The organism is Mesorhizobium sp. NPDC059025 (assembly GCF_042739655.1).
Classification (GTDB): domain Bacteria; phylum Pseudomonadota; class Alphaproteobacteria; order Rhizobiales; family Rhizobiaceae; genus Mesorhizobium.
Window position 1 is genome coordinate 62,044 of sequence record NZ_JBHYIM010000012.1, and the last position, 21,227, is coordinate 83,270.

Below are 21,227 nucleotides of genomic sequence, written 5' to 3' on the forward strand. Positions count from 1 at the left end.
CCGGGTCAGCCCACCAGGCGGCTTGGCGCCTTGTCGCGGGCAAGCTTCTTGAATTTCTTGACCACCATATCGCGCTTCAGCTTCGAGATGTGGTCGATGAACAGCACACCGTTCAGGTGATCGATCTCGTGCTGCAGGCAGGTGGCCATCAGCCCATCGGCTTCGATCTCCTGCAGGCGGCCGTCGCGATCCAAGTAACGGACCCGGACGGTGGCCGGCCGCTCGACCTCGGCATAATAGTCAGGGATGGACAGGCAACCTTCCTCATAGACCGAGCGCTCGGAACCGCTTTCGAGAACGTCCGGATTGATGAAGACATGCGGAGCAGGCGGCTCGCCTTCCTTGGCGAGATCGATTACCAGCATGCGCAGAGGCTCCCCGATCTGGATCGCGGCCAGACCGATGCCCGGAGCGTCGTACATTGTCTCCAGCATGTCATCGGCCAGCTTGAGCAACGGTTCGTCGATGCGCTCGACCGGCTTGGAAACCTGGCGCAGGACGGGATCGGGAAGAATGATGAGCGGCTTGATCGACATATCGCTCACCTAAAACCTTGCAGGGAAAGCGTCAACCGCACTGCCGCCAGCATGTTCATGGTTTGATCTTCTCCTGTCGCAAGAATCGTTTATGCTGGTCGGATGAACGACCTCAGTTCCATCCTTTCCGAACCTGTAGCCCGGCTCGGTGCGACCACAGTCACGCTGGGCCAGGCGCTGGGTTTCGTCGTGTTTCTCGTCCTTGTCCTGTTCCTGGCGCTGATCGTCGCCTTGTGGCGTGCCGCCAAGGCGCGCAGCATCGCCGCAGCCGAAGCTGCCGACCATGCTCGTGATGCCGAAGCCCGCATGGCCGGCATTCTGCAGAGCCAGGCCGAAATGCAGGGGCGCATGGGAGCGCTGGCGGAGGTATTCGGCGCGCGCCAGGCCGAACTGACGCAGTCAATCGGCCAGAGGCTCGACGCGATGACCGGCCGTATCGGTCAGACGATGACCGAGCAGACGAAGTCGACGCATGAAAGCCTTGCGAGGCTGCAGGAGCGACTGGCCGTGATCGACACCGCGCAAGGCAATATCCAGTCACTTGCCGGACAGGTGGTGCAGTTGCAGGCGATCCTCTCCAACAAGCAGACGCGCGGCGCCTTCGGCCAATCGCGCATGGAGGCGATCGTTGCCGACGGACTGCCGCACGGCTCGTACGAATTCCAGGCAACACTCACCAATGGCAGCCGGCCGGATTGCCTGGTGAAAATGCCGAACGCCGCGCCATCGCTGGTGGTCGACGCCAAGTTTCCGCTCGAGGCCTGGAACGCCATCCGCGCCGCCGAAAGCCCCGAGCTGCAGAAGGTGGCGGCGCAGGCGTTCCGGCGCGATATCGAGGTGCACATCCGCGACATCGCCGAGAAATATCTTATCCAGGGCGAGACCCAGGATACCGCATTCATGTTCGTGCCCTCGGAATCGGTATTCGCCGAGATCCACGAAAATTTCGAGGCGCTGGTGCAGCGTGCCCATCGCGCCCGCGTCGTCATCGTCTCGCCGTCACTGCTGATGCTGTCGATCCAGGTCATCCAGGCGATCCTGAAGGATGCGCGCATGCGCGAACAGGCTCACCTGATCCAGGGCGAAGTGATCCGGCTGATGGAGGACGTCTCGCGCCTCGATGAAAGGGTCCGCAAGCTGCAGACCCATTTTGGCCAGGCCTCGAAGGATATCGACGATATCCTCGTTTCCTCTTCCAAGGTCACCAAGCGCGGCCAGAAGATCGAGGCGCTGGAATTCGGGGGAACGGAAAGCGCCGACGAAACGGCGGCCGGGCAAGCCAAAAACGGGTCCGCGCCACGGAGCGCAGACTCCAAGACCGGGCAGCTCAGGCTCCGCGTGGTCGATCCCGACGACGCCTGATCGTTCCTGGCCGCATGCCGGCGCTCATTGCGCCTCGATCGTCGTCTCTACGCTCTCGAAATGCGGCAGCCAGCGCAGCGCCGATCCGTGCCATTTTTCCGATCGCGGCACGAGATCCTGCCGCTGTCGGGTGGTGCCGATCCTGATGCCGTAGACCTTCGGGCCATCGCCAGCGCCGACGACGTAAAGGTGTGAACCGCACTCCCCACAGAAGGCCTGCAGGCGCCTGGCGCCGCTGCTGCCGGTCTTCACATAGATTTTGGGCTCGCCCTTGATGAGCCGGAACTGCGCTTCCGGCGCCGGAACCGTGAGGCGAAAAGCCGTGCCGGTAAGCTGCTGGCAGTCGGCGCAGTGGCAGATCGAGGCTGTGCCGGGATCGACCTCCGCTTCATAGGCAATCGCGCCGCAATGGCAGCTACCGTCGATCTTCATGGTTTTTCTCCCGATGTTTCAGGCAATCTAGCGCTGCAGAGCAGCCGGGCAATGGCTGTTTGCAACTGGCCTCATCAGTGTTGGAGCGGAATGCGGCCAGACGACCCGGCATTCCGCTCATCCCCTTGTTTTGCCGCATGATCCTGGTTCGAACAGCCTGCGACTTTTTGGGATCATGCTCTGGCGGGTGCCTTGCTCTTTGCAAGATCTGTTGTTTCATTGGTTCCTGTCCCAACGGAGGAGCGAATCATGGCTAAAGGTTCGATGAGACCGGGCAAGGAAGCCCGCAAACCCAAGAAAGACGCCAAGAAGCCCGCAGCCGCACCGGCGATAAAGGCAACGCCCGTGCAGGCAACGCGCATCAAGGACAAGTGAGGCCAGCTGGCACGCAACCAGCGCTTCGCAGCCGGCGCCTGTCGCGCCGGCTGTAAGTCCAGTGTTCCGGGAAACGTGCCCTACACCTCGCGCAGCCCGCGCCGGAATGCGGCCATGAACGGTTCCATCAGATAGGCAAGAACCGTCCGCTTTCCCGTCACGATCAGCACTTCGGCGGGCATGCCGGGCATCATGACGATGCCATCGTCCAACGCTTCCAGTTCACTTTGCGGCACCTCGACCCTGGCAAGATAATAGGACTGGCCGGTTGTTTCGTCGGTCACCCTGTCGGCAGACACCGATTTGACCGTCCCCGTGACACGCGGCATGCCGCGACTGGAATAGGCCGTCAGGTGAACGGTCGCCTGAAGGCCCGCGGCCACGACATCGATGTCGCTGGGCGATACCCGCGCGTCGATCAACAGTTCCTCATTGGTCGGCACGATGTCGAGGATGGCCTGGCCCGGCCCGATCACACCGCCAGAGGTCTTGAACTTGAGGTTGGCTATCTTGCCGGTGACCGGTGCGGTGATGACGGTGCGGTCGAGTACATCCTTGCTGGCATTCAGCCGTTCAGCCGCATCGATGTAACCTGCCCTCGCCTTCTCCAGCTGATCGGCGATATCGGCCGACTGTGTGGCTCTCAGCGACATGCTCTGGGTGTCCAGTTCACCGATCTTCTGCTCCACTTCGGCGATCTGACCCATGAAGCTGCCGCGATCACCGTCCAGCGCCGCCTTTGACCGCTCCAGCTTCAGTGTCTCGGAGCGAGCCAGCAGTGCCTTGTCGACCAGGCTCTTCTTGACGCTGTGTTCCTGTTCGGTCAGCGCAAGCTGCGCGTCGACGCTGACCACCTGCGCCCGCAGACCCAACAACTGCTCTTCGAACTGGCGCTTGCGAACATCGAGGATCTGCAATTGCGCCTCGAGCGAGGAACGACGCTGGTTGAACAGCAGGGTCTGGCCGGCGATGATCTTTCTGGCCCGCTCATCGGCGCTGGCCAGAAGGTCTGGTGGAAAATTGATCTCGCTTTTGTCCTCCTGCTCAGCGCTCAGGCGCGCCTGTGTCGCCTGCAGCGTTCGAGCCTGCTCCAGATAGAGGTCATAGAGGGCCGCCGCCTGCGTGCTTTGCAAGGTGACCAGCGGATCGCCCGCACGAACCAGATCGCCGTCGCGTATCCTCAACTCCTTGATGATGCCACCCTCTAGATGTTGAACGGTACGCCGGCTCCCATCGGGACTGACAATGCCGGTCGCTGTCGCTCCCTCCGCCATCGGCGCCAAGGCCGACCAGGCAATACCGCCGATGATGAACAGATAGGCGAGAGCCATCCCGTAGCGAACAGGCATTCGGACAACCTCCTGCAATCTGGGCGGCTCGACCCTGACGTCGATGACATTCGGCGAACTCCGGACGAGCGCCTGCGATTTACCGGGCTGAAGTTCTGCCATCCCACTCTCCCCCTGGAAACATCTCACACACCCATCTCAAGCGATCTGTTCGACCTGAGACTCAGATGGCCCACTCGTCTGCGGTTTGGAATCCGTGTCTTCCTCGGCCTGCGTTTCGGCCCTGATCACATGCAGCGGCGCGCGCTCCCCCTCCTTGGCGATGGAGCGCAAGCGGACCAGAACCTCGTCGCGCGGCCCAAACAGATGCAGGCGGCCATCGCGCAGGAAAAGCACCTTGTCGGCCTGGGCAAGCGTCGACGGACGATGGCCAACGATGATCAAGGTCCTCCCCTGTGCTTTCAACTCGGCGATCGCGGCCGCCAGAGCGGATTCACCCACCTGGTCCAGATTTGCATTTGGCTCGTCGAGCACGACGATCCTCGGAGATCCAAACACGGCGCGGGCAAGACCGACGCGTTGACGCTGGCCACCTGACAGGCGTGAACCTGAATCGCCGATCGGCGTCTCGTAACCCTGCGGCAGGCGCTGGATCATGTCATGGGCATGCGACAGCCTGGCTGCATCGATCACCGCCTGGTCCTCGGCTTTGGCCATGCGCGAAATGTTGTCGCGCACGCTGCCGGAAAACAGCTCGACATCCTGCGGCAGGTATCCCATTGCCTCGCCGAGCTGCTCGTTGTTCCAGTGCTGGACATCGGTGCCGTCGAGGCGCACGGTTCCGGACGTTGGCAAAACGATGCCGGCGATCAGGCGGCACAAGGTGCTCTTGCCACTGGCCGACGGGCCGATGATCGCAACGGCCTCGCCGGGCTGGAACGCGACGCTCAGATTGTCGATGATGGCGGGCCGCCCGGGCTGGACAAAGTAGGAGACGTTCTCAAGCGTGATGCGCCCCTCCGGCTCCGGCAGGCGGATGCGGTAGGGCTCTGCGCTGACATTCTGCAAGCGCTCCGTCAGCCTTGCATAGGCGATACGCGTCTGACCGAGATTGCGCCAGATCGCCATCAGGTGCTCGACAGGTGCCAGGGCGCGACCGAGCAGGATCGACGACGCGATCATGACGCCGCCCGTGGCGGCGCCCTGCAGCAGCAGATAGGCGCCGAGGCCAAGCGTTGCCGACTGGACGAACAACCGCACGAACTTCGTGATGCCGACGATGGTTGCGCCGCGTTGCGAAGCCACATCGGAGGCGCCGAGAAAGGCATCGTTGCTGACACGGAACCGATCAAGCAGGCCTGGCAGCATCCCCATCGCGCGGACCACTTCCGCGTTGCGGATCGTCATGTCGGCGTGCTGGAGGGCCTGAATCTGCGAGGTGCTCGCGACCAGGGACGATTTACGTGTCACCATCTCGTTGAGAACGCCCAGCAGGACGAGAAGGATCGTCGCGGCGAGCGCGAAAGCACCGAGCGCCGGGTGCAGCAGCCAGATCAGCAACAGGAAGACCGGTGTCCATGGGAGGTCGAACAGTGCGGTCGAGGCCTGCGACGACAGGAATGACTGCACCTGGCCAAGATCACGCAGCGGCTGGGTGCCGGCCTGATCGCCAAGCAGGCGCGCGCGGACGCTGCCGGCAATGATGACGGGACCCAGGCGATCGCTCAGCCAGTTCGCAGCGCGCGCCATGATGATGTTGCGCAGCATGTCGAGCAGGCCAAGCACGAGCAGCGCTACGCCGGCCATGATCGTCAGCAGCACCAGCGTTTCCAGATGGCCGGTGACCAGGACGCGGTCGTAGACCTGCAGCATGTAGATAGGCGAAGCCAGCATCAGCAGGTTGATGGCAAGACTGAAGACCGCAACGATGATCATTGCGGACTTCACTTGCCCCATCGCATCGTCGAGTTCCGTCTTTCTTGCCTTGCGGGCTCGTGAACCGGCGATTGCCATGCCATCCCTCCGTTTTCAGTTCACTCAGGCCAGAAGCGCGGGATCGACGAACAGGTCGTGCGAAACGAAGCTGCTGAACGCGTTGGTTATGGCGGCATCCGGATTTGTGGTCGTGCGCTCGCCGAGCACGACGAAGGTCGAGCTCTCCATGCCAGGCGCGGTGCTGGCGACCCGCGCGACCCAGTAGGCGAGGCCGCTGACCGTGAGTGACGCCAAGGACGCCGAGACGGAACCCGGGTTTGAGCGGATAAAGACATCTTCGCCCGCCTGATAGTCGAAGATCAGATTGTTTGTGCCACCCAGCACCCGGAATGTGTCCTGGCCCGCCAAACCGCCGTCGGAAACACCGTCGCCGAAGACGGTCTTGGTGCCCGTACCTGTGATCGAAAGAATGTCGGCGCCGCTGCCGCCGCGCATCTGGTCATTACCGCCGCCGCTGATCAGCCGGTCGTTGCCGCCGCCGCCTACAAGCGTGTTGGTCAGCGCATTGCCTATGAGCAGGTCGCTGAAATTCGACCCGGTCAGGTTCTCTATGCCGCTCAGCTGGTCGCCTTGCGCATGGCCACCAATGCCAATCGCCGCACCAGTGTTATCGAGTTGCACGAAGACACCCGCCGTGGAGCTTGAATAAGAAGCCGTATCAATACCGTCTCCTCCACCTAGCACATCGGCCCCATCGCCGCCATTGAGGATATCGTTGCCCATACCTCCCTCGAGGCGATTTGCACCCGAGGCGCCAATGAGTTCGTCATTGAATGCCGAACCTATGATGTTCTCCACCGCGACAAGCACGTCGTTTTGCGCATCGCCACCACTCGACAGCACGCCGGATGTCAGACTGTCGGAGAGAACGGCGCGAACCGCCGCCGCGGACGTCGAGTAGTCGGCAGTGTCGACGCCATCACCACCGATAAGGAATTCGGTGCCGGCATTGGCGCCGCCACGAAGGAAATCGTTGCCGGCGCCACCATCGAGGCGATTGGTCAAGCCGTCGCCAATGAGAGTGTCGTCGAAGGATGAGCCAATCAGGTTTTCGATGCCGCTCAGGATATCGCCTGCCGCATCGCCACCGGCCGCCGTCGCGCCGGCGAGGTTGACCGATACGGCCGCCGATGAAGTCGAATACTCAGCGGTGTCATTGGTACCCAGGCCGCCATCGATGCGATCGGCACCCGCGCCTCCGACAAAGATGTCGTTCAATTCGCCACCTACCAGCATGTCGTCAAAGGCCGAACCGATGACGCGCTCGATCAATTGCAGCTGATCGCCTTCGGCATCGCCGCCGGCGCCTGTGCCGACTGCCAGGGGATCGGCGACGGTGGTGTTGAGATGGATCGTTATCGCAGCCGCCGAAGTGGAATAGTCGGCCGTGTCGACGCCGCCCTGGCCAATCAAGGTGTCGGCACCACCGTTGCCGGCAAAGGTGTTGGGATTGGCGTCGCCGACCAGGATGTCGTTCTGTCCGGAGCCGACGATGTTCTCGATGCCGATCAGCTGGTCGCCCGCCGCAGCTCCACTGACGGAACCTGTCGCAAGGTTGATGCCGACGGCACCGCCCTGCGAATAGTCCACGGTATCGACACCCGCGCCGCCATCCATGTAGTCAGCACCAGCGTCGCCCTGCAGGATGTCGTTGCCAACCCCGCCGAGAAGACGGTCGTCGCCGGAAGATCCGACCAGCCGGTCATTGCCAGCGCCGCCGTCGACCAGATCGTTGCCGTCGCCGGCCTGCAGATCATCGTCGCCAGCTTCGCCGAACAGCTGGTCGTCGCCGATCGACGCGGTCAGGAAATCATCGCCTTCGCCTCCATGCATGACATCGTCGCCGAGGCTGCCGATCAGCTCGTCATTGCCGCTGCCGCCATCCATGAAGTCATCGCCGTCACCGCCGGTCAGCAGATCATCGCCTGGGCCACCATAAAGCGTGTCATCGCCGAAGCCGCCGATGAGCGTGTCATTGCCGCTTCCGCCGAAGAGACGATCGTCGCCGAAGCCGCCGTCGAGCGTGTCATTGCCGCCGCCGGGGGCATCGATCCCATCCGGAATTCCGTCGCCGTCAACGTCGTCGGCAATGCCATCCTGGTTGGCGTCATTGGCGCCGTCGCCGATCAGAACATCGTTGCCGTCCATGCCGCGCAGCAAATCGTCACCGGCATTGCCGATCAGCTGGTTGTCGAGCTTGTTGCCGGTCAACGTGTCGTGGAACGCCGAACCGGTGATGTTTTCGATTCCGCTCAGCACATCCAGCGCGGCATCTCCGCCGGAACCACGCGCGGTACGCTGCGGATCCATGGGCAATCCCACCATCACCTTCAGGCTCGAGGTTGAATAATCGGCCGTATCGATGCCGTCACCACCGTTCAGCGTGTCCGCGCCGGCACCACCGCGCAGCAGGTCGTTGCCCGCACCGCCGTTGAGAATGTCGTTGCCGTCGCCGCCATCGAGCACATCGTCGGTGGCGGCGGCGTTCAGCGTGTCGTTGCCGGCTCCGCCATCCAGATGGTCGCCGCCGAGAGAGGCAGCCGCTACGGTGATGACGTCACTGCCACCCAGCCCTTCGATGCGATAGCTCCCATCCACCGGCTGGGTGAAATTGTCCGCGTTGTTGGAGAGCTGGATCAGCACGAAGGGATCCGCCGCCAATGCAGCCAGTCCCGCCGATATGCGCGGGTTGGAGGCTGCCGTCGAGGACGCAGGTGCAGATACTGCCTCGTTGGCCGCAGCGGTGATCTTCTGGCTGCCGATCTGACGGGATATCGATATCTTGCGCATCTGAGCCTCTCTCCGTCTGCCCTTTGCCTAGACAGGATTTCTGCAAGGGCACCCAACTGGAGCTTAGCGGCGATGCGGCGCCGGCGGCACAACGCTTAGGTGGAGTTACACTTCAGGCGTAGACGACGACGTCTTTGGTAGGATCAAGTGGCTCTTCTCGGATCTAAGCACCGACCTAGCCTATGAAAAAAGGCCCCGCGCGAAGCGGAGCCTTTTTCGGTCGGGCTGCAGCGATGGGAGGATGCGCCGCAGTCGACTGCGAAGGTCATCAGCCGGCAGCCGCGTAGCCGGTTGCCGTGATGCTCGACCACTCGTTTTCCTGAACCGCAACGACGAGATTGAGGTCGGTTGCAGCGTCATGGCCATAGGCCTGGACGTCGATCGCAAACGTGGCTTCGTTGCCGTTGATGTCGACGCAGACGTCGATGTCGTGATTGACGTCGAGGTTGCTGTCGATATCCGAATACAGGTCGAAGTCGATATCGATGTTGGAATCGAAATCGTACGAGGCGTCCAGATTCACGTCGGAAGGATCACAGTAAAAAGTCATTTCACTCTCCTTGTCGCTTTGATGATGTCCGGAATTATTGTCCGGCACATTCAAATCCTAGAACTCATCGTCGAAATCATCAAATATTCAAGTGACGTAAATTCTCTATCTTGCAGAGTAATACTTTAGATATATCAAAGCGAATGTGATATAAACTGAAAAATAAAAAAGCATCCACCCTCAGAGGGTGGATGCCAAAAGTTTCAATTTTCAGCTATTCAGCCAAAGACGGCCAGAAGGTCCCCCAGCTGAAAGGTGAGTTGCGCATCCGTCAACGCCGGATTGGTATCGGCATCCACGGCTATGGCATGCATGATCGTGGCCGTTTGCTGCGCGCTGAACGCTCCGCGCATCGGCATCGCGCCAAATTCGGGATTGTTGGCGAAGAATTCGTCCAAGGTGAGCGTCGAACGCTCCCCATCCTGGCGTAGCGTCACGACAAGGTCATCCCGATCGCCTCGGTCGCGTTCCATCGAAATCGTCCGCGAACCGGCGGCGATCAACACATCGAGATCGTCGATGGCAAGCCGGTCACCGCCACTGACCGAAAAATCGACGATGGTATCGTCGTCGAACGTTCCGGTGATGAGATAGGTGTCGCCCCCCGCGCCTCCCCTCATCAAATCGTCGCCGTCGCCGGAAGAGGAGCCTAGCCGAAAGACATCGTTGCCGGCGCCGCCCGAAATGTCGTCACGGCCATCGCCTCCGTCGAGCAGGTCATTGCCGTTGCCACCGGTGATCAGGTCGTTGCCATCGCCACCGACGATCAGGTCGTTGCCGGCGTCACCTGAAAGGGTGTCCTTGCCATCACCACCGAACAGCCAATCGTCACCATCGCCGCCACCGAGATTGTCGCGGCCATCGCCGCCAAAGGCTGTGTCGTTGCCGCCACCACCACTGATGCGGTCGTCGCCATTGCCGCCAAAAAGCCAATCATCACCACCGCCGGCACGTATGGTGTCGTCACCACGATCTCCACGGACAAGCGAGTCGCCATTGCCCGTTACGATGTTGTCGTCCCATCTGGTGCCGACATACTCTGTGTAGACAACCTGGCTGTCGACAGCCGACGTGGCCGAAACGACGCTCGAGGAATATTGATCGTCCAAAGCAACGGCATCGGCCTGGAGGTCGACAAAGCTGTTCTCGCCATGTGCGATCACATTCGCATCAAAAGTTGCCAGATTGCCCTGCAGCGACCCTATGCCGGAACGGCAACTCTCTACGGCAGCGTCATGGGCCTGATGGGCAGGAGCGAGGCCCGTTTCGAACGCAAAGCTCGCACCGATCGCCGAAACGACCGTCTGCTGGCTCATTCCGTGTGAGTCGGAACCGGTGACCGTCCTGCTGTTGGTAACCGAAACATCGGCGTCAGTCATCGCGACCATCGCCGACGCCATGGCGAATGGCGATTGATCGCCATAGGCCCGCGCGGCCGCCTGTGCTCCGACCGCTGCGATGGCAAACGAAGCGAGTCCACGGTCGATGGTGGTCAGATGGACCTGCGTGTTGGAAAACGTCGCTTGACCGAAGGCATCCGCGCTTGCCTGTGCGGAAACGCCGATTGCACTTTGCGCCGTCACCGTGCGCACCTGCACGGCCTGGGGCGGATGGTTGCCACAGCCGTGCTGGTGGCCTTTGCTTGAATTCGACGTGCCCATGGCAAACTCCTCCATTGCGCGACAAGCATAGTCTGCAAGGAGGTGCCGGAAACGGCTTCATAGCGCTGATCGCCTTGATTGCAGACCTACGCCTTCCGGCTGAGCACCGTTGGAGCGGATGGTGCACCTAAGGCGGGTTCTGTACCTTGGTCGACAGGGTAAGCCTTGGAAGTCCAAGGGAATTCGGCGGCTCGTCCGGCATTCACGGCAGGCGCTTTCGATAGCGGCCCGATGCATGTGAAGCGCCTCACATCGGAGGTGTCCTCATTGCGATACGACTGGAGTAATTCCAGCAAAAGCGCGCAGCGTTTTTGCGTCAGGAATTGCACAAACAATGAGTTAGAGCTTTTCCGATTTCCACGGAAACGCTCGATATGAAACGGATCGGAAAGAGGGTTCCGGTGGCGCACAGGCAAGCGCCCACAAACCGAGGAGACTTAAATGACTGGGGATGCACAAAAGGCGGTTGTGCTGGTAGTTGATACTCTGGCGCTGAGATGCGCCGGCATTACGACCTTGATCAACGAATGGGTCAGCCCTCTCGGCAAATCGGCCCATGCGATAGAGCCGGAAAACATCGGTTTCTATTCTCAACCAGGCAATATCGTTTCACTTATCGTCCTGAATATCGGCGGCTCATCGTTGCATGATCTGCAGACGCGGGCGGTCCTGCGGAGTGTGCGGGAGCAGTTCCCGACAACACCCTGCGCCATTCTTTCGGACCGGACGGAAGCGGAAGAGGCTGTGGGCGCCGTGAGCTTCGGCTTCCAGGCTTTCATTTCGACCACCACGCCGCTGGCCGTGGTGCACCAGGCACTTGCCTTCATCATGAATGGCGGCGCGTACTTCCCTCGCGAAGCCCTGTTGGAGATCGCAGACGGCAGAGACCGTGCTCGCCATCATTCGGGCGCAGCGACGGGCAGCGGCCTGACACCCAGGCAGAACCAGGTTCTCGACCGCCTCCGCTCGGGCAAATCCAACAAGCTTATCGCGCGCGAGCTCGACATGCAGGAATCGACCGTCAAGGTTCATGTTCGGCAGATCATGAGCAAGCTTGGGGCGACAAACCGCACCCAGGTAGCCATCATGGCTCTGATGAAAGGGGATCATGCCGCGGGTGGGCCGGAGCCGGCCCTTGCTTAGACGGCTTGGCAGCGCGCCGGCAAGAAACAAATCCGCTTCCCGTCCGCTATCCAAGCCGCGCTGCCGCGCGTAGACTTTCCCACGGACAAGGCAGCAAACGAAGTTCAGAACAAACAAAAGCAGAATCTCACTTGAACTGAGATCACGTTGGGGGCACCGATGTTGATGACCAGTCTGGATCAGGAACCTAAACACACACTGGCGAAGTTCGCCCACTATGACCGCGACCTGCTGGACCGGATGTTCGGCGACGCCAAGCCGGAAAAATACCCCGCGGGTCGACTGCTTTTTCTCCAGGACGATCCATCCGACCGTGTCTACGGTCTGCTCGCCGGCTCGGTCGAGATTTCGATCTTCTCAGCCGAAGGCGACAAACTTGTCGCCAACCTGCAATTCCCGCCGAGCCTCATTGGCGAAATCGGGGTGCTGGACGGTGGCCGCAGGACAGCGACAGCCATCTGCAGGTCGGAATGCTCCATCGTGTCCCTGACGCGCAAGCAGGTGCTTGACCGCATCGAGCGGGACCCTTTGCTGGGTCGAGCCATCATCGAACTGCTGTGCAAGCGACTGAGGTGGATCAGCGAAGAGCTCGGCGACCATACCTTCCTCGCCATCGAGGCCAGGCTCGCCAAGCGGCTGCTGCATCTTAGCGAACTGCTTTCCGATGCCGCGGGCTGGATCGCCATCTCACAATCGGAACTCGCGCAGACGCTGGGGGCGACGCGGGAATCCGTCAACAAACTTCTCAACGACTGGCGTGGCCGCGGCCTGATCGCGACAAAACGTGGTCACGTCAAAGTCAATGATCCGGCCCGCCTGCGACGCGTCAGTTCAGAGTAAGTTGCCTCTGATCGGCCAGGCTTGCCGATCAGAGGCCCCGATCTCAATCCTTGATCATCGGGCACGCACTCAGCTGGTGGCCAGACGCCAGTGCAGGAACTGCAACGCTGCACGGCTCGGCATGAAGAAATAGCCTCCGCCGCGCGTCGTTATGAACGACGGCAGGGTCGTCAGTTCCACCGCCCCTTCCCATCGCGGGATGGTAAAGCGTCCCCTCGGCGCCTCTGCATCGCCGGGCTGCCTGCCGATCAGCGGGTCCTTTTCACCGCGCAAGCCGTGGAAATTCTGCGCCGACATCCAGGTCTGCTGGATGAATTCATATTGCCGTTCGAAGCTCGCATTGAAGCAGATGAACAGCAGCCCTTTCTCCGTCTTGCCGTTGCGGTCAAGAACGTAACTCCGACCCGCTCGCAGGATGCGATGCCGCTTCGAGATGCGCAGTTGGGTGTCGATGTCGGTGCCGAGGGAATCACGGGGGTTGGAACGCCTGATATGGGCCCCAAGGGGGCAATGCAGTCCCTGCGGATCTTCGGCGCCGTAGGTGAACTCATTGTCGAGTTCGCGCCCGGGTCCATCCGGATTCCTGGTCAACGACGAGCCGTTTTTCCATCGCCCGACAATGCGGGCGCCGATCCACTCTTCATCCACGGCTTCGAAATCATACGTGCCGCTGCCACGCAGATTGGCGGCCTCCTCGCGGCAGTAGTCGTTGAAACGCTCTACATGCTGCTCGAGCTGGCGGATGACGACGAACGAACCGTTGCGGCCAAAATCATGCGTGGCAGCCCGGCCGTCGACCGGTTGGCCGTCCGCGTCGATCGCCAGCAGGCGCCCCTCTGCGTCAAACTCCGCGGGTGTCGTCGGGCTGGGCGGGTAGAAGCCGTGCTCATCCCGATAGCCGAACAGGAATTCGCCTGCAGCGATCTGGTGAATGGGGCTTGAATTGTGGTTGCGCCGGCGCCGTGTGCCCTTGATCACCGGCTGGGATACACCGTCGACGAAACCGAAATGCTCCCGCGCCGGGCGTTTCTCCTCATCACCCTCCGCGACATGTTTCACCGGACATCTGGCGCTGCTGCGGTCGATCATGAGTGGAACGACTGCCCTTGATATCAGCCCGGTTCTGTTGGCAAGCTTGCCTATGTCCAGCACCATTCCATCCAGCTTTGCCTTGTCGGCGGCATAGCAGATCATGGCGAGATCGACGGGTGTCGTCTTGGAACCCCACGACCAGTTTTCAGGTGCGCTGTCGCCCTGATCGTCAAGGATGCGGCTACGATAGTCATTCGCCATGCCTTGCCTGAAGGTCGGCGGAAAACTGCCGAGTGCATCGCTGTCTGGATTGCCGGCGAAGCCCAGCTTGGTCAGGCCCTGAGGGCCAAAGACACAGAACATCGCACGCGACGGCGGTTTGCTGTCGCCGAAACTCGTGTGTTTCAAAAGATGCGCCAGCACCTCCTGTCGTTGCGCTACAGAACTCCCGCCACCGACTTCGAACGCAAGCATGACGGCATGTTCGAGATTGCCGAGCGGTCCGAATATGAGGGACTGTATTTCGCCGCTTTCCAGGCTCTCTACCGACGTCTCACTGGCCTGGTTCAGAAGCGTCCGGGTCAGCGACGGTTTGATGCCATCCTGCCGAGGCAACGAAGTGAACAGGCTCAGCCAGTCGCGTGCCTGGCTCGCGCGCGCGGCATGGAAGCCCTGCCTGATGCGCGAGTTCTTACGGATTATCGTGGTGTTCAGCTCCGGATAGGCCGAATACCAGAAAGAAGTCGGAATCTGCTCGGCGCGAGCCCAGCGCTTGAAGCGGTCGCCATCTCGACTACCGTCCAGGAACAGAAAACGTGTCCTGGGAAAACCTCGGGTGTTGCTCCAGATGCCGGTCAGGCCGGCGGAGGCCTTGGTGACGAAATCCTCAAGGTAGCTTTCCCAGCTGCCGCCATAATTGCTGAAGAAAACGAGGCGGTCGGTGCGTGGAATCCTGACCCAGCGCGCGAAATGGATTGTATTTATGTCGGCGAGATACCCTGGCCTGTATGCGCGCCGGGCAGCGATTGAAATGACGTAGAACGAAAACCGCAGCAGGACCCGCCGAAGCACTCCAGGTTTCAACCACCATCCCGGCTTGATGACGGAGACGGCGGTCATGTGGTTCTGGACGTATCCTTCCTTGTCCTCGCGCTCCTGAAGCTTCGCCAAATTGTCGAGCTTTATTCCAGCGGTGCTGATCTCCTCGCGTTGCTCGATATGCCGCAACCGCAAGGCCACGACCAAGAGCAGCATCCCCATCGCCAGGATCAGTCCGCCGACGGCCAGGATGAAGGAATCGCCAAGGCGCGCCACGGTGCGGAACCAATGCACGCCTTTGTCGAATTGCAGGTAGTAGGTCAGCCAGGTGAAAACCCCGACCAGGACGACCAGCGGTATTGCGGTGCGCAGGTTGAAGATGCTGTGCACTGTAGCCGACAGAAGCGTGCCGCCCGGCTTTTCCAGAAGACTTTGCGCGGGCGAGAACGCCCAGTCGAAATGCTCTTCTTTCTCCAGCTCCTTGCGCACGTCCTTCAATATCTCTCCGGCCGAGGAGCTGTCCGATATCACCGCCGTGGATGGCGGGGCGAGCAGGGTCTGTTGTTCGACAAGCTCCGCAAGCCTGTTCGCCAGCAACTGCTCGGCCTTGATGCGCGCAACGGAATGTCCCGGCGTGCCAGCGAACACCAGCCCCGACATTTCGCCGAACTGCGGCGACACATCGATCGCATGTTTGAGCAGAAAGGTTTCCAGTGGGCCTTTGAGCGAATCGGCCGCAAAACGCTCGAATATCGGTTGCAGTTGCGTCTTCGTCGCGGCGACAAATGCCTCGATCACCGCGCGTTTGCTGCCGTCGCCCGACAGTTCGAGCACGAGATGGAAGCCATCCCCGGTCTTTTTTCCGGCATCGCTTGTCGAAATGGCTGCGAGACTGGCGAAGTGGATGATGCCGGTCTCGTTCAGAGCCGTTCGGATTGCCTCAGCTGCAGGATTGCCGAGGAGATCGACTTCCTTCTGGAGCTGTTTCGCATCGGCCCCGGCGCGCACCGGCACGCACACGGTGACCAGCGCCTGTTCGACAAGACGGTTCTCGGCCGGCGCATCGAACTCCACCATCAGCCTGTCCGGATAGGGACCGATGCGCGTGAGCTTGCCCTCCTTGCCGCGAGCCCGTCGAAAGCCTGGCCTTTCGAATAAGGCACGGAAGGCCTCGGCAACCTGAACGCTGGCGATCGCGGCACCGATGCAGCGATGAATGCCGACCCCGAAAACCATGTTCTCGCTCAAGCTGCGGTCAGGATTGAACGTCCAGGGGTCGCGGACGACCGACGCATCAAACATGGCCGAGCGCGTGAAGGGCAGAACCGACACGTTGGCCGGAATCCTGTACGGGCGCGATCGGCCGACGCCGATCGTCTTCTCCTCGCGCGTGTAGCGCCAGGGCCAGATCCAATGCGGCTTGAAGCGCATGGCCTCGAGCACCGCCTTGTCCAGGCGTGCGTTGTCCTCTTCGTCGACAGCCTTCTTGATGCAGCCGAAGATCTCCGGCCGGCTCAGAACGGCATCGAGACAATTGGTGCCCCCAAGCAGGTTCGTCGGCGCAAACCCGACGACCATGCCGATCATGATCGCGCGCACCTCCTGCCGGCCAGCAACCTGGCCGCCGTCTTTCGACATATGGATGAGCCGCCCGAGCGGATTGTCGACCACCTCTCCGCGGTCGATCGCCGCCTGGGCGATGTCGATGGAGCGGTCGACCGCCGCGAACATGTTCTTGGCCGCCGCCACGGCCAGTTCGCGCGTGACGGGGTCCGCGTTCCAATCCCCGAACAGGATGTGGTTTATGGAGATGGCCCAGTCGCCGAATTGCCGATCGTCCTCGATATCCAGGCCGTAATACTCCCGGCAGATACGTATCGGCACAACGCGCATCAATTCGGTGGCCGCGTCGAATTTCTCGCCGGCATGACGCACGATCTCCTGCGAATGCGTGGCCGCTATGTCCCGCACCCGCTCCTCGACCTCGCTGGGTGGAAACGCGCTGAGGACCACGGACTTTTGCGTGCGATAAAGCTTGCCGTCCTTCAGACTGAGCAGGAAATCGAGACCTCCGGAAAACTCGCGCAACTCGGGGCCATAAGGCGTTTCGAATTCCGATTCACGCTCGAGGACTTCGCGGACATCCTCGAAGCCCAGCAGGAACACGACCTTGCCCACGCGGAAGCGTGGAAGGAGACTGCGCAGGATTCGGAGCCACCAATCCGGGGTTTCCAGGAACCAGCCGATGGCGCGTCCCACAAGGGTCGTCTTGCGCTTGCGCTCGAAGTCGAACGGCGGTGTTTCACTGCCAAGAGGCAGGCTGGCCTGGCCCTTGAGAACTCCTTCATAATATTTGGTCGAGAAGCCCATTCCGACGATCCCCCCGGAAAACGCAAAGACGTGCAGGCTATGCTATGAACCGGCCTTCACCGGGTAAGTGATCCGCTTCACATTGCTGCCTGGCGGAGCGGCATAAACTCGAGCCTTGGCCTGGCTCAGCCGGCCGCGTCGAAATTGTCCAGCAGCCGCTGGTTGATGGAGCCGTCCGCGAACGGGATCCAATCGATCCAGCTACGGCTGAATCGCGGATGCCTGGCCTCGAACAGAACGCGCTCGGCACGAGCCTCCCCGACTTGCCCGCTGCGCACAAGCGCGCCGATCTTGAGAAATCGCGGATAGAAATAGTCCTGGGCAAAAGACAGCGAACGCTCGGCGGTTGTTATGACAGCCGGCCAATCCTCCAGCAGCGTGTACGCCGCTGCCAGTTCACCCAGCGTGTGAAAGCGATAGTTCTCGAAAGGCGACAAGCGATCAGCCCGCTTCAGAACGGTGATCGCCTCCTGCGGACGCGACGCCATGAGCCGGGCACTGCCCATGGCCTGGTAGGCCAACACAAAACTCGGGTTGTAGTGAAGCGCCTGCTGCAGGAAATCCTGCGCAACAAGCGGGCGTCGCCGCAGCACTTCGATGGAGCCCAGAAACGCATATGGACGGGCATCCTGACTGTCCACCAGCAATGCCCGCTGCGACAACTCGGCAACGCGGGCAAGATCATCGGGCTCGCCGCGGTTGAGCCAGCCGCGCCAGAGATACCACCAGGCCAGTTCGCTGAGCACCGTGCCCGAATTGGGGTCTTCGTCATAGGCCTGCTGGAACAGCTTGAGGGCCGCATCCATGTCGGCGCGCGTGCGCCGTTGCATATGCCAGCGGCCACGGCGCACAAGTTGCCAGGTTTGCAGCCGCTCCCACGGAATCTGGAAGGTACGCACCTGTTCGACCCGATCGACCTCTCGCTCAAGGGTGGACACGATTTCTCCACCGAGATCGTCCTGGAGCTGGATGAGTTCCTCAAGGCCGCGCTCGAACCGGCCGGACCAGACCACACGGCTGTTGCTGCTGTCGGTGAGCGACGCACTCAGCCGGATGTGCTTGTCGAAGCTGGCAACCGAGCCCGTCACCAGATAGCGCGCGCCAAGAAGATTGCCGATCGCTGCGGTTCCCAGCCACTGATCGCGGAACTGGAAGCTGGAATCGCGCGCGATGACCGGGAGCGACCGTGTCGCCGCAAGCCCGTGAATGATGTCGTCGACGATGCCGTCCGCCAGATAGTCCGTCGATCGGTCGGGACTGCTGTTCTGAAAGGGCAACACCGCGATGGCCGGTTGATGATCCCTGGAATCGGTGTTGACGGGCTGCACGATGGACGAGCGAACCGCGGCGAATGCGAGAGACTTCGTCTGGGCTGAGGCAGGCGCGGTAACCAGGATCCTGACCGGCAAGGCGATGTTCTTGAGCTGCATCGGGCCGAGATCGGTGAATTCGACCGAAAACCTGCCGCTGATATGTTCGTGCGTTGTGCCTGTTATCGCGACACCGCCCGGCGGCGAGAACTCCTGCAACCGTGCCGATATGTTCACGCAGTCGCCGAAAGTCCCATCTTCGCTCTGGATGACCACACCCGTCGCGACGCCGATGCGGAACGGCATGCGCAGGTTTTCCGCCTCGCTTGCATTGAGTTTGTCGAGCCGAAGCTGAGCTTCCAGCACGGCGCGCAGCGCCTCGACAGGGCTGCCGAACTCCGCCATCAGGCTGTCGCCCGCCGCCCCGAAGATACGGCCACCAAATTCGCCGACCGTTTCAGCTATCAGGTTTCGCCGCTCATGGAAGATCCTGACGGCCGTTTCCTGATTTTCGTTCATCAGGCGCGAGAAGCCGACTGCGTCGATGGCGCAGATGGTGGAAAGCTGCCGGATCGCCTGCTGATCAACCATTCATGTTGATCTCAAAACCTCGTTAGCCCTCAAGCCGACACAAGCCTGAACCGGCGGTCTCAAGGCCGATGGCAGATACTTTGAATCGCAGAACGATTTGAAGTACTTCGCCATTGTCCCCACCTGGGCAAAGCCAAGAGGACGCTAGCACGGATTTGGACACCCGCAAATCATTAGAGTACAAACAACTACTGACTTGCCGTGCAATTTTGACCGAGGTCGGCATCTAACTGCAATATGCCGATAGATGAAACGCTCCGCAGCGAAACCGCCACGGAGCGTGCAGGACCTATTCGGCGATATCGACGCTTTCGAAACGGTGCGAACCGAGCGGGTCCATGACGTAGCCCGTTATCTTCTTCGACATCGGCAGCGATACGGTCGAATGGTCGAGTGTGGCCCAGGGCGCCTGTTCTTTGAACAGGACCTGAAGCTCGTGATACATCCTGGTACGTTCCGACTGGTCGGAGGTGATGCGCGCCTTCTGCATCAGGTCTTCGACCGGCTGGTAGCACCAGTTGGCGAAATTGGCACCGCCGACACCCGAACAGGCGAAGAAGTAGCTGATCAGATTGTCGGGATCGCCATTGTCGCTGGTCGCGCCAAGGATGATGGCACCATCGCGGTCCTTGTCGCGGGCGCGCTTCACATACTCGCCCCACTCATAGGACACGATCTCGACCGTGACCCCCACCTTGGCGAAATCCGCCTGGATCAGCTCCGCGGTACGCTGCGCGTTCGGCATGTAGGGGCGACTGACCGGCATCGCCCAGATCTTCATCTTGAGATCCTTGACGCCAGCCGCCTCCAGCATCTTCCTGGCCGCTTCCGGATCATATTTGTCGTCCGCCACCGCATCGTTGTAGCCCCACATGCCTGGCGGCAAAGGGTTCTTGGCGACCTGGCCCGTGCCCTGGAAGATGGCGTCGATGATCGCCTGCTTGTTCATGGCCATGTTGAGCGCGCGGCGCACGTCCGCCTTGTCGAAAGGCGGCATCAGCGTGTTGTAGGCGAGATATGCCACGTTCAGACCCGGCTTTTCCATTACCGTCAGGTTGGGATCGGCCTTGAGCTCCGCGATATCGGCCGGTGCCGGGTAAGGCGCCATCTGGCATTCACCTGCCCGCAGTCGCTGGATGCGTGCGGTCGGATCGACGGTGACGGCGAAGACCAGCTCGTCGAGTTTCGGCTTCTCGCCGAAATAATCGGGATTTGCCTGGAAGCGGATGACGGCATCCTGCTGATAGTCGACGAAACGGAAAGGCCCGGTGCCGATCGGCTGCTGGTTCAGTTTTTCCTTGGTGCCCGCGGCCAGGAGCTTGTCAGCATATTCCTTCGACAGAACCGAGCCGAAATCCATCGCCAGCATGGCCAGAAGCGAAGCGGACGGCTGGTTGAGGACGATCTTCAGCGTGTTGTCGTCGATCCTGGAGATGTCCTTGATCAGGTTCTGCATCTCCATGCCTTCGAAGATCTCCCAGCTCGAGCCGGCGATGTAGCCGTACCAGGGGTTGTCTTTCAGGCGCTGGCGATCCAGCGAGAAGATCACGTCATCGGCGGTGAGCTCGCGGCTCGGCGTGAAATAGTCTGTGGTCTGGAACTTCACACCTTTGCGCAGCTTGAAGGTGTATTCGAGCTTGTCGTCCGAAATCGTCCAGCTTTCTGCGAGACCAGGGACCACGTTGGTGGTGCCCTGTTCAAACTCGACCAGGCGGCTGTAGATCGGCTTGGACGAAGCATCCCAGGTGGAATTGGTGGAGTAGAGTGCCGGGTCGAACCCTTCCGGTGAGCTTTCCGAGCAGTAGACGAGGCTCTTGGCCAGTGCCTGTCCGCCAAAGAGGCCGGACAGAAGGGCAACGGCGACCCCTGTGACGAGCCGCGCAGCCGAGCGGCTGCGTTGTGAAACAGTCATG

The 21,227-nt window shown here is 61.1% G+C and carries 14 protein-coding genes; 4 read left to right on the forward strand and 10 right to left on the reverse strand.

Annotation, left to right across the window (positions count from 1 at the left end):
* Nucleotides 1-5: 5 nt before the first annotated feature.
* Nucleotides 6-536, reverse strand: a complete 531-nt coding sequence (gene def, locus ACFWYE_RS24310) for a peptide deformylase (protein ID WP_129412289.1) — start codon at nt 534-536, stop codon at nt 6-8.
* A 102-nt stretch (nt 537-638) separates the two neighbouring features.
* On the opposite strand from def, the gene ACFWYE_RS24315 reads away from it, so the two are divergent.
* Nucleotides 639-1,898 carry a DNA recombination protein RmuC gene (locus tag ACFWYE_RS24315; RefSeq protein WP_379114825.1) on the forward strand — a complete coding sequence of 420 codons (1,260 nt, stop codon included), beginning with the start codon at nt 639-641 and terminating at the stop codon, nt 1,896-1,898.
* 24 nt (nt 1,899-1,922) lie between these two features.
* Here ACFWYE_RS24315 and ACFWYE_RS24320 read toward each other — a convergent pair whose 3' ends face one another.
* Nucleotides 1,923-2,330, reverse strand: coding sequence for a GFA family protein (locus ACFWYE_RS24320; RefSeq protein WP_379114826.1), 408 nt, complete (start codon nt 2,328-2,330; stop codon nt 1,923-1,925).
* Between the two features lie 249 nt (nt 2,331-2,579).
* On the opposite strand from ACFWYE_RS24320, the gene ACFWYE_RS24325 reads away from it, so the two are divergent.
* Nucleotides 2,580-2,705, forward strand: a complete 126-nt coding sequence (locus ACFWYE_RS24325; protein ID WP_101938428.1) for a hypothetical protein — start codon at nt 2,580-2,582, stop codon at nt 2,703-2,705.
* 80 nt (nt 2,706-2,785) lie between these two features.
* Here the strand turns inward: ACFWYE_RS24325 and ACFWYE_RS24330 are convergent, their stop codons facing one another.
* The 5 genes from ACFWYE_RS24330 to ACFWYE_RS24350 all read right to left on the reverse strand — a co-directional run bounded on the left by ACFWYE_RS24330 (nt 2,786) and on the right by ACFWYE_RS24350 (nt 10,990).
* Nucleotides 2,786-4,054 (reverse strand): HlyD family type I secretion periplasmic adaptor subunit, encoded by a 1,269-nt coding sequence (locus ACFWYE_RS24330; RefSeq protein ID WP_379114827.1) that lies wholly within the window; start codon nt 4,052-4,054, stop codon nt 2,786-2,788.
* 138 nt (nt 4,055-4,192) lie between these two features.
* A complete protein-coding gene (locus ACFWYE_RS24335; protein ID WP_379114828.1) occupies nt 4,193-6,007 on the reverse strand; it encodes a type I secretion system permease/ATPase in 1,815 nt (604 codons plus the stop codon).
* A gap of 24 nt (nt 6,008-6,031) precedes the next feature.
* Complete coding sequence (locus ACFWYE_RS24340) at nt 6,032-8,779, reverse strand: calcium-binding protein (protein WP_379114829.1); 2,748 nt, start codon at nt 8,777-8,779, stop codon at nt 6,032-6,034.
* Between the two features lie 268 nt (nt 8,780-9,047).
* Nucleotides 9,048-9,329, reverse strand: a complete 282-nt coding sequence (locus ACFWYE_RS24345) for a hypothetical protein (RefSeq protein WP_379114830.1) — start codon at nt 9,327-9,329, stop codon at nt 9,048-9,050.
* 218 nt (nt 9,330-9,547) lie between these two features.
* Complete coding sequence (locus ACFWYE_RS24350; protein WP_379114831.1) at nt 9,548-10,990, reverse strand: calcium-binding protein; 1,443 nt, start codon at nt 10,988-10,990, stop codon at nt 9,548-9,550.
* A 441-nt stretch (nt 10,991-11,431) separates the two neighbouring features.
* Here ACFWYE_RS24350 and ACFWYE_RS24355 point away from each other — a divergent pair, with 441 nt between their 5' ends.
* Nucleotides 11,432-12,133, forward strand: a complete 702-nt coding sequence (locus ACFWYE_RS24355; RefSeq protein WP_379114832.1) for a response regulator transcription factor — start codon at nt 11,432-11,434, stop codon at nt 12,131-12,133.
* 165 nt (nt 12,134-12,298) lie between these two features.
* Nucleotides 12,299-12,973 (forward strand): Crp/Fnr family transcriptional regulator, encoded by a 675-nt coding sequence (locus tag ACFWYE_RS24360; RefSeq protein WP_379114833.1) that lies wholly within the window; start codon nt 12,299-12,301, stop codon nt 12,971-12,973.
* Between the two features lie 69 nt (nt 12,974-13,042).
* Here the strand turns inward: ACFWYE_RS24360 and ACFWYE_RS24365 are convergent, their stop codons facing one another.
* The 3 genes from ACFWYE_RS24365 to ACFWYE_RS24375 form a co-directional block, all read right to left on the reverse strand.
* Nucleotides 13,043-17,413, reverse strand: a complete 4,371-nt coding sequence (locus ACFWYE_RS24365; protein WP_379114834.1) for a cytochrome P450 — start codon at nt 17,411-17,413, stop codon at nt 13,043-13,045.
* Nucleotides 17,414-17,538: 125 nt separating this feature from the next.
* A complete protein-coding gene (locus ACFWYE_RS24370) occupies nt 17,539-19,314 on the reverse strand; it encodes an adenylate/guanylate cyclase domain-containing protein (RefSeq protein ID WP_379114835.1) in 1,776 nt (591 codons plus the stop codon).
* 289 nt (nt 19,315-19,603) lie between these two features.
* The gene (locus tag ACFWYE_RS24375; RefSeq protein WP_379114836.1) at nt 19,604-21,226 is read right to left on the reverse strand and encodes an ABC transporter substrate-binding protein; all 1,623 of its coding nucleotides are present in this window, start codon (nt 21,224-21,226) and stop codon (nt 19,604-19,606) included.
* Between the last annotated feature and the right edge of the window lies 1 nt (nt 21,227).

Bases quoted from the DNA above. Each gene is read 5' to 3' on its own strand.
- ACFWYE_RS24315 (WP_379114825.1), top strand. From the start codon at position 639: ATGAACGACCTCAGTTCCATCCTTTCCGAACCTGTAGCCCGGCTCGGT.
- ACFWYE_RS24320 (WP_379114826.1), bottom strand. From the start codon at position 2,330: ATGAAGATCGACGGTAGCTGCCATTGCGGCGCGATTGCCTATGAAGCG.
- ACFWYE_RS24345 (WP_379114830.1), bottom strand. From the start codon at position 9,329: ATGACTTTTTACTGTGATCCTTCCGACGTGAATCTGGACGCCTCGTAC.
- def (WP_129412289.1), bottom strand. From the start codon at position 536: ATGTCGATCAAGCCGCTCATCATTCTTCCCGATCCCGTCCTGCGCCAG.
- ACFWYE_RS24365 (WP_379114834.1), bottom strand. From the start codon at position 17,413: ATGGGCTTCTCGACCAAATATTATGAAGGAGTTCTCAAGGGCCAGGCC.
- ACFWYE_RS24330 (WP_379114827.1), bottom strand. From the start codon at position 4,054: ATGCCTGTTCGCTACGGGATGGCTCTCGCCTATCTGTTCATCATCGGC.
- ACFWYE_RS24325 (WP_101938428.1), top strand. From the start codon at position 2,580: ATGGCTAAAGGTTCGATGAGACCGGGCAAGGAAGCCCGCAAACCCAAG.
- ACFWYE_RS24355 (WP_379114832.1), top strand. From the start codon at position 11,432: ATGACTGGGGATGCACAAAAGGCGGTTGTGCTGGTAGTTGATACTCTG.
- ACFWYE_RS24340 (WP_379114829.1), bottom strand. From the start codon at position 8,779: ATGCGCAAGATATCGATATCCCGTCAGATCGGCAGCCAGAAGATCACC.
- ACFWYE_RS24370 (WP_379114835.1), bottom strand. From the start codon at position 19,314: ATGGTTGATCAGCAGGCGATCCGGCAGCTTTCCACCATCTGCGCCATC.
- ACFWYE_RS24335 (WP_379114828.1), bottom strand. From the start codon at position 6,007: ATGGCAATCGCCGGTTCACGAGCCCGCAAGGCAAGAAAGACGGAACTC.
- ACFWYE_RS24350 (WP_379114831.1), bottom strand. From the start codon at position 10,990: ATGGGCACGTCGAATTCAAGCAAAGGCCACCAGCACGGCTGTGGCAAC.
- ACFWYE_RS24360 (WP_379114833.1), top strand. From the start codon at position 12,299: ATGACCAGTCTGGATCAGGAACCTAAACACACACTGGCGAAGTTCGCC.
- ACFWYE_RS24375 (WP_379114836.1), bottom strand. From the start codon at position 21,226: ATGACTGTTTCACAACGCAGCCGCTCGGCTGCGCGGCTCGTCACAGGG.